We start from the raw sequence: 7,608 nt of genomic DNA on the forward strand, positions 1-7,608 counted from the left end.
GGTCCTCAACGGCCGATCGGGGGTCGCCGCGGAGACCCGCGCACGGGTGGAGGCGCTGCTGCGCGAGCACGGCTACCGCCGGCCGGAACTGGGCACCCCGCACGCCAGCATCGAGGTGGTCTTCTACGGCATGCAGAGCAACCTGGCGGTGACCATCATGCAGGGGGTGCAGCAGGTCGCCGGGGCGCACCGGTTCGCCGTCGGTTTCACCGACGCCCGCCGGCAGGTCTCGGAGGGCCGGTTCTGGGCCCGCGACCTGCTGGCCCGCCGCCCGACCGGGGTGATCGCGGTCCACCTCGGCTTCACCTCCGAACAGCACGCACTGCTGGCGGCGAGCGCGATCCCGCTGGTGGTCCTCGACCCCACCGGCGAGCCGCCGCTGCACGCCGTCCCGTCGGTGACCTCGACCAACTGGAGCGGCGGCTTCGAGGCCGCCCGGCACCTGCTCGACCTCGGCCACCGCCGGATCGGGGTGATCTCCGGACCGACCGAACGGCTCTGCGCCAAGGCCCGGCTGGACGGCGCGCGGGCGGCCCTGGAGGCGGCCGGGGTCGGACTACCCGCGCGCTGGCTGCGCCACGGCTACTGGTTCTCCTTCGAGGACGGCCTCAACCACGGCCAGGAACTGCTCCGGCAGGACCCGGCGCCGACCGCGATCGTGTGCGGCAACGACCTGCAGGCGCTCGGGGTCTACGAGGCGGCCCGGCTGGCCGGGCGGCGGATCCCCCGGGACCTCAGCGTGGTGGGCTTCGACGACATCCCGTACACCATGTTCTGCGGGCCGCCGATGACCTCGGTGCGGCAGCCGTTGACCGAGATGGGCGCCGTGGCGGCCCGGATGGTGCTGACCCTGGCCGCCCACGAGAGCCTCGCCCAGACCCGGGTGGAGCTGGCGCCCACGCGTGTGGTGCGGGACAGCACCGCCGTCGCGTACGACCACTGAACCGGGCGGTGTCGGCGGATCGCAGAAACCTGTCCTTGTCGTTACCGAACGGTTTCGAGTAGCATCCGATTCGATCGATACGGCAGGTCGTCGTGGCGTGGCTTGCCCACCGGTGGCGCACCGTCGACACGCCTCCGACGCGCCGGTCGAGGACATGCTGCACCACAGGTCGGCCGGCCGGCGCGACGCGGGCCGGGCCCCGCGAGGATCCAGGGAGGGACCAGGCCACCCGTAACCGCCAGTTCGCCCACCGCCCGCGCTCCGTGATGACGAATATCACGGCACGCGGACGACACTCGGCCGCGTCACCGACCCATCCGGGGCGACACGCCGCGTAGACTCTCGCTGATCCAGCGTTGTCCACGGCGTGTGCGCCCATGCCTCGTGTCCGTCGTCCCTGCCCGGACGCCGAGCCGGGCCGCTGCGCCGGCAACGGGCTGCGGGGCGGACCGAGAGGTGTGGGATGACTGTGCGCGCTCCAGCGATGAGAGACGTGGCCCGCCTCGCCGGAGTGTCCCACCAGACCGTGTCGCGGGTCCTCAACGGGCATCCGCACGTGCGGGAGCAGACCCGCCTGCGGGTCCAGGCCGCGATCACCGAACTCGGCTACCGGCCGAACCGGGCGGCCCGCACCCTGGTCACCGGACGGTCCCAGGTGCTCGGTGTGGTGGCGCTCAACACCACCCTCTACGGCCCGGCCTCCCTGCTGTCCGCGTTCGAACTCGCCGCGGCCGAGGCCGGCTTCGCGGTCAGCGTGGGCAGCGTGCGCAACCTGGACCGGACCTCCATCACCGCCGTCGTCGAACGGCACCTCGCCCACCGGGTCGCCGGGATCGTGGTGATCGCGCCGGTGGAGTCGGCCGGCGAGGCGCTGGAGTGCCTGCCCACCGACATTCCGCTGGTCACCGTGGACGGTGACCCCCGTCGACCGGTGCCGCTGGTCACCATCGACCAGGTGGAGGGTGGCCGGTTGGCCACCCGGCACCTGCTGGACGCCGGCCACCGCACGGTCTGGCACGTGTCGGGCCCGGCGGACTGGTTCGACAGCGCCGGGCGGATCGCGGGGTGGCGGGAGACGTTGCAGGCGGCGGGAGCGGAGATCCCGCCGGTGCTCCAGGCCGACTGGTCCGCCGCCTCGGGATACCGCTGCGGGCAGATGCTGGCCCGGACCCCGGAGGTGACCGCGATCTTCACGGCCAACGACGACCTCGCGCTGGGCGTGCTGCACGCGCTGCACGAGCACGGTCGACGGGTGCCGGAGGAGGTCAGCGTGGTCGGCTTCGACGACGTGCCGGACGCCGCGTACTTCATCCCGCCGTTGACCACCGTCCGGCCGGACTTCGACACCGTGGCGGAGGCCAGCCTCGACCTGCTGCTCGCGCAGATCGACGCGGGCGTCGACCACACCCTGCGGCGGACCGTCTCCCCCACCCTGATCACCCGGGACAGCGTCGCCCCACCCCGGTGACCGGCCGGCCGCGTCGCCGCCGCCACCGTCGCAGGACCCACCGCCACCCCAGACCCCGGCCGCGCCGGCTCCGTGCCGCGACCGCCAGCTATGGACAGCGGTCACTGTTAACGTTAACGTAACGACGTTCGTCAATTCTCGGGAACGACCCTCGGACCGCCCGGTGACCTCCTGTCGATCCCGGGCCCGGCCGACGCCGGCGTGACGGCCCGTACCGCCCCCGGCGCGGCGCTCCCACCCTGGAAGAAAGGCCACCGATGAAGGGCAGTCTGCGCGCCGCGCTGGCAGCCGTCGTCCTCGGTGTCGCGGCAGCCACCGTCCTGGTGACGGCACAGCCAGCGACCGCGGCGACCCTGACCAGAGTGACGGGATTCGGCAACAATCCCACCAACCTCAACATGTACCTGTACGCCCCGAGCACCCTGGCGCCCCGCCCGGCGCTGCTGCTCCTGGTGCACTACTGCGGCGGCTCGGCCAGCGGCATCTTCAACGGCAACGGGCACGACTACGTGACCGCCGCCGACCGCTACGGCTACCTCATCGTGGTGCCCGAGGCCACCCGCAGCGGGAACTGCTTCGACGTCTCCACCCCCGCCGCGCTCACCCGCAACGGCGGCGGTGACTCGACCGGGATCATGTCCATGGTCGCGTACGCCCGGCAGCGCTACCCGGTCGACCCGGCCCGGATCGTGGTCTCCGGCTTCTCCTCCGGCGCGATGATGACCAACGTGCTCGCGGCGCAGTACCCCGACGTGTTCTCCGCCGCGTCGGCGTTCTCCGGCGTGCCGGCCGGCTGCTTCGCCACCACCGACGGCTCACTGTGGAACAGCAGGTGCTCCGGCGGCAACGTGATCAAGACGGCGCAGCAGTGGGGCGACCAGGCCCGCGCCATGTACCCCGGGTACACGGGCCGCTATCCCCGGATGCAGCTGTGGCACGGCGCGACGGATACCACCCTGGCGTACCCCAACTTCGGTGAAGAGATCAAGCAGTGGACCAACCTGCACGGGTTGAGCACCACGCCCACCGTCACCGACCGTCCCCAGTCGTCCTGGACCCGCACCCGCTACGGCGGGACGGGGTCACAGGCCCCCGTCGAGGGGATCAGCATCGCCGGGGTGGGTCACCAGCTGCCGATGGCCGGACAACTCGCGTACGCCATCACCTTCCTCGGCCTGGACGGCAGCGCCCCGACGCCGACCCCCACCCCGACGGCCACGCCGACGCCCCCCCCCACCCCCACCCGCACGCCGCCGGTCACGCCGACCCCGACGCCGACGGTCACCCCGACCTCCACCCCGACGCCCACGCCGACGTCGTCGCCGCAGTCGGGGGCCTGCCGGGTCACCGACACGATCAGCGCGTGGAACAACGGGCTCACCGCGAGCATCACCATCGTCAACACCGGGAGCACGACGCTCGACGGCTGGTCCCTGGGGTTCACCCTGCCCACCGGGCAGGTGATCACCGGCGGCTGGAACGCCAGCTACGCACCGAGCAGCGGCCAGGTCACCGCCACCAACGTCAGCTACAACGGCACGCTGGCCCCTGGGGCGTCGACGACGATCGGCTTCCAGGCCACCCACACCGGCAACGCCGCCGCCCCCGCGACGTTCACCCTCAACGGTGCGACCTGCGTGACCGCCTGACCCGCCACGGCCGGGTCACCCCGTCGTCGTCCCCGCACGGCGGCGGAGGGTGACCCGGCCGCCGACCGCACCATCCGTCCACCACCAGGAGATCCCGTGCGAGAAAACCGATTCCTCCGCCGACGGCCGGCGCTGGTCGCCGCCACCGCCACCGCCCTCCTGCTCGTCACCGCCGCCGCCACCCAGACCTCGGCCTCGGCCTCGGCCGCCGCCGCCGGCTGCCAGGTGAACTACACCGTCAGCTCGTCCTGGCAGGGTGGTTTCGGCGCGAACGTGACCATCACCAACCTCGGCGACCCGGTGGACGGGTGGCGTCTGACCTGGAGTTACGCCGCCGGGCAGACCATCACCCAGCTCTGGAACGGCAGTTTCACCCAGGCCGGCGCCCAGGTCACCGTCACCAACGCCAGCTACAACGGCGCGATCCCCACCAACGGCACCGCCAGCTTCGGCTTCAACGGCTCCTGGACCGGCAGCAACCCCGCCCCCACCGCGTTCAGTCTCAACGGCACCACCTGCACCGGCGGGGTGAACCCCACCACCGGGCCACCGCCGACCACCCCACCGCCGACCACGCCGCCGCCCACCACCCCGCCACCGACCACGCCGCCGCCCGGCACCAGCCAGCCGTGTGACATCTACGCCGCCGGCGGCACCGCCTGCATCGCGGCGCACAGCACCACCCGGGCGCTCTACGCCGCCTACAACGGCTCGCTCTACCAGGTGCGCCGGTCCTCGGACAACACCACCCGCAACATCGGGGTGCTGTCGCCGGGCGGGCGGGCCAACGCCGCCAGCCAGGACAGCTTCTGCGCGAACACCACCTGCGTCATCACGATCATCTTCGACCAGTCCGGACGCGGCAACAACCTCGGCTACCAGGGTGCCGGCGGTGTCGGTGGCGCCGTCCAGCCGGCGGTCGCGAACAAGGAGTCGGTGACGGTCGGCGGGGACAAGGTCTACTCGCTCTACATCCCCGGCAAGAGCAGCTACTGGCGTGACGGGCACCTGACCGGGGTGCCGACCGGCTCCGCGCCCGAGGGCATGTACATGGTCACCAGCGGCACCCACGTCAACAGCGGCTGCTGCTTCGACTACGGCAACAGCGAGACCACCAGGCGGGCCGACGGCGCGGGCGCGATGGACGCGATCTACTTCGGCACCAGTTGCTGGTTCGGTGGCTGCTCCGGCTCCGGCCCGTGGGTGCAGGCCGACCTGGAGTACGGCCTCTACCCCGGCGGCAGCAGCTCGTGGAACTCCAACCAGCGGGCGTTCACCAGCAAGTTCGTCACCGCCACCCTGAAGAACAACGGCACCTCCCGGTTCGCCATCAAGGGCAGCAACGCCCAGTCCGGCGGCCTCTACACCCTCTACGACGGGTCGCTGCCGCGCGGGTACAGCCCGATGCGCAAGCAGGGCGCGATCATCCTGGGCAGCGGCGGGGACTGCTGCATCGACAACACCAACCAGAGCGTCGGCACGTTCTACGAGGGGGCGATGGTCGCCGGCTACCCGTCGGACGCCACCGAGAACGCGGTGCAGGCCAACATCACCGCCGCCGGCTACCGCTGACCCGATGGTCGAGGAGGTCCGATGCAGCACCGTGTCGTTGATCCGGCGACCCGACGGGTGGCCGTCCTGCTCGCCACCGCCCTCCTGCTCGTGACGGGCCTGGTCGGCGCGGCCGGGCCCCAACCGGCGCAGGCGTGGGACAACGGCGTCGCCGACACCCCGCCGATGGGGTGGAACAGCTACGACTCGTTCAACTGGAGCGTCACCGAGGCCGACGTCCGGGCCAACGCCGACTATATGGGCGCGAACCTGCGCCAGTACGGCTGGCAGTACATCGTCGTCGACTGGGGCTGGTACTTCCCCGGGCAGCACAACGGCAGCCCCAACCAGGACGCCAACCTGCAACCCCGGCTCCGGATGGACGCCAACGGGCGGCTGCTGCCCGACACCACCCGGTTCCCGTCGGCGGCCGGCGACAACGGGTTCAAGCCGCTGGCCGACCACGTGCACGCCCAGGGGCTGAAGTTCGGCGTACACCTGATGCGGGGCATCCCACGGCAGGCGGTCGCGGACAACGTGCCGATCCTCGGCACCTCGTGCCGGGCCAACCAGATCGACGCCGGCAACAGCGCGGCCTGGCTCAACCTGATGTGGGGGCTGGACATGTCCAACCCCTGCGCGCAGGCGTACCTCGACTCGGTGTTCCAGTTGCTGGCCGGGTGGGGCGTCGACTTCGTCAAGGTCGACGACATCGCCGCGCCGACGTACCGGCAGGCGGAGGTCGAGGGCTACCGGACGGCGATCGGGCGCAGCGGCCGGCCGATGGTGCTGAGCCTGTCGCCGGGGGCGACGCCGCTGTCCGCCGGCCCGCACGTGCAGAGCAACGCGCACATGTGGCGGATCGTCAACGACCTGTGGGACAACTGGTCGTCGGTGGACGCCCTGTTCGACCAGTTACGCAACTGGACGCCGTACCGCAGGACGGGGGCCTGGCCCGATCCGGACATGATCCCGATCGGCCGGCTGTCGAAGTACGGCCCGGTCGGCTCGCCGCGCTACTCGAACCTCAGCGCGGACGAGCAACGCACCCTCATGTCGCTCTGGGTGATCAACCGGGCCCCGCTGATGTGGGGCGGCAACCTGGTGGAGAACCGGCCGGCGGAGCTGGCGTTGATGACCAACAGCGCGGTGCTGGCGGTCGACCAGCGCAGCGCCAACAACCGGCAGCTCACCGGCGGCACCCGGCAGGTGTGGGTCGCCGACGTGCCGGACAGCACGGACCGGTACGTCGCGCTGTTCAACCGGGAGGGTGCGGCGGCCACCGTGTCGCTGAACCTCGCCGAGCTGGGCATCGGCTCGGCCACCGCGACCGACCTGTGGTCCGGTGCGGCCCTGGGCACCTCGACCGGGACGTTCAGCCGGTCGCTGCCCGCCCACGGCGCCGGGCTCTACCGGCTGACGCCGCAGACCACCACCCCGACCCCGACTACCGCGACGCTGACCGCCCGGCACAGCGCGAAGCTGCTGGACGTCAGCAACGCCGCCACGACCGACGGCGCGAACGTCGTGCAGTGGGCCGCGAACCGTCAGGCCAACCAGCGGTGGCGGTTCTCCGACGTCGGCGGCGGCTGGTCCACGGTGGTGAGCGTCAGCAGCGGAAAGTGCCTCGACGTCTACGGCGGCGCCGGCACGACCGCCGACGGCGCCCGGGTGGTGCAGTGGACCTGCAACGGGGGCACCAACCAGCAGTGGCGGCTCCAGGACGTCGGTGACGGCTGGATGCAGCTCGTGGCCCGGCACAGCAACAAGTGTCTCGACGTGCTCAACGCCGGACTGACCGACGGGGTGCAGGTCGTGCAGTGGACCTGCGGCACCGGCACCAACCAGCAGTGGCGGCGTACGCCTGTGTGACACCGCGCAGAGGTCTGCGTCGGTGAGGCCGGGCGCAGGGTCGGGTTCGCTCCCCGGCCCTGCGCCCTGCCGGCGAACCCCACGAGAACGTCGCCCACCAATGCCGGGTCGAGATAGGTGCCGCC

General features: G+C 72.0%; 5 protein-coding genes. All 5 read left to right on the forward strand.

Annotated features, from left to right (window positions below):
• The coding region (locus tag ACOJTC_RS27930; RefSeq protein ID WP_420119119.1) for a LacI family DNA-binding transcriptional regulator at window positions 1–943 on the forward strand (943 nt) is incomplete at its 5' end.
• 484 nt (window positions 944–1,427) lie between these two features.
• Window positions 1,428–2,411, forward strand: a complete 984-nt coding sequence (locus tag ACOJTC_RS27935; RefSeq protein ID WP_204923141.1) for a LacI family DNA-binding transcriptional regulator — start codon at window positions 1,428–1,430, stop codon at window positions 2,409–2,411.
• 257 nt (window positions 2,412–2,668) lie between these two features.
• A complete protein-coding gene (locus ACOJTC_RS27940; RefSeq protein ID WP_420119120.1) occupies window positions 2,669–4,060 on the forward strand; it encodes a PHB depolymerase family esterase in 1,392 nt (463 codons plus the stop codon).
• A 96-nt stretch (window positions 4,061–4,156) separates the two neighbouring features.
• Window positions 4,157–5,632, forward strand: a complete 1,476-nt coding sequence (locus ACOJTC_RS27945; protein ID WP_420119121.1) for an arabinofuranosidase catalytic domain-containing protein — start codon at window positions 4,157–4,159, stop codon at window positions 5,630–5,632.
• A 21-nt stretch (window positions 5,633–5,653) separates the two neighbouring features.
• Window positions 5,654–7,483, forward strand: coding sequence for an RICIN domain-containing protein (locus ACOJTC_RS27950; RefSeq protein ID WP_420119122.1), 1,830 nt, complete (start codon window positions 5,654–5,656; stop codon window positions 7,481–7,483).
• Window positions 7,484–7,608 lie beyond the last annotated feature (125 nt).

Source organism: Micromonospora sp. (genome assembly GCF_048594385.1).
GTDB lineage: Bacteria > Actinomycetota > Actinomycetes > Mycobacteriales > Micromonosporaceae > Micromonospora > Micromonospora wenchangensis.

Excerpts from the sequence above, each read along its gene's own strand:
- ACOJTC_RS27940 (WP_420119120.1), top strand. The coding sequence starts at position 2,669 with ATGAAGGGCAGTCTGCGCGCCGCGCTGGCAGCCGTCGTCCTCGGTGTC.
- ACOJTC_RS27935 (WP_204923141.1), top strand. The coding sequence starts at position 1,428 with ATGAGAGACGTGGCCCGCCTCGCCGGAGTGTCCCACCAGACCGTGTCG.
- ACOJTC_RS27950 (WP_420119122.1), top strand. The coding sequence starts at position 5,654 with ATGCAGCACCGTGTCGTTGATCCGGCGACCCGACGGGTGGCCGTCCTG.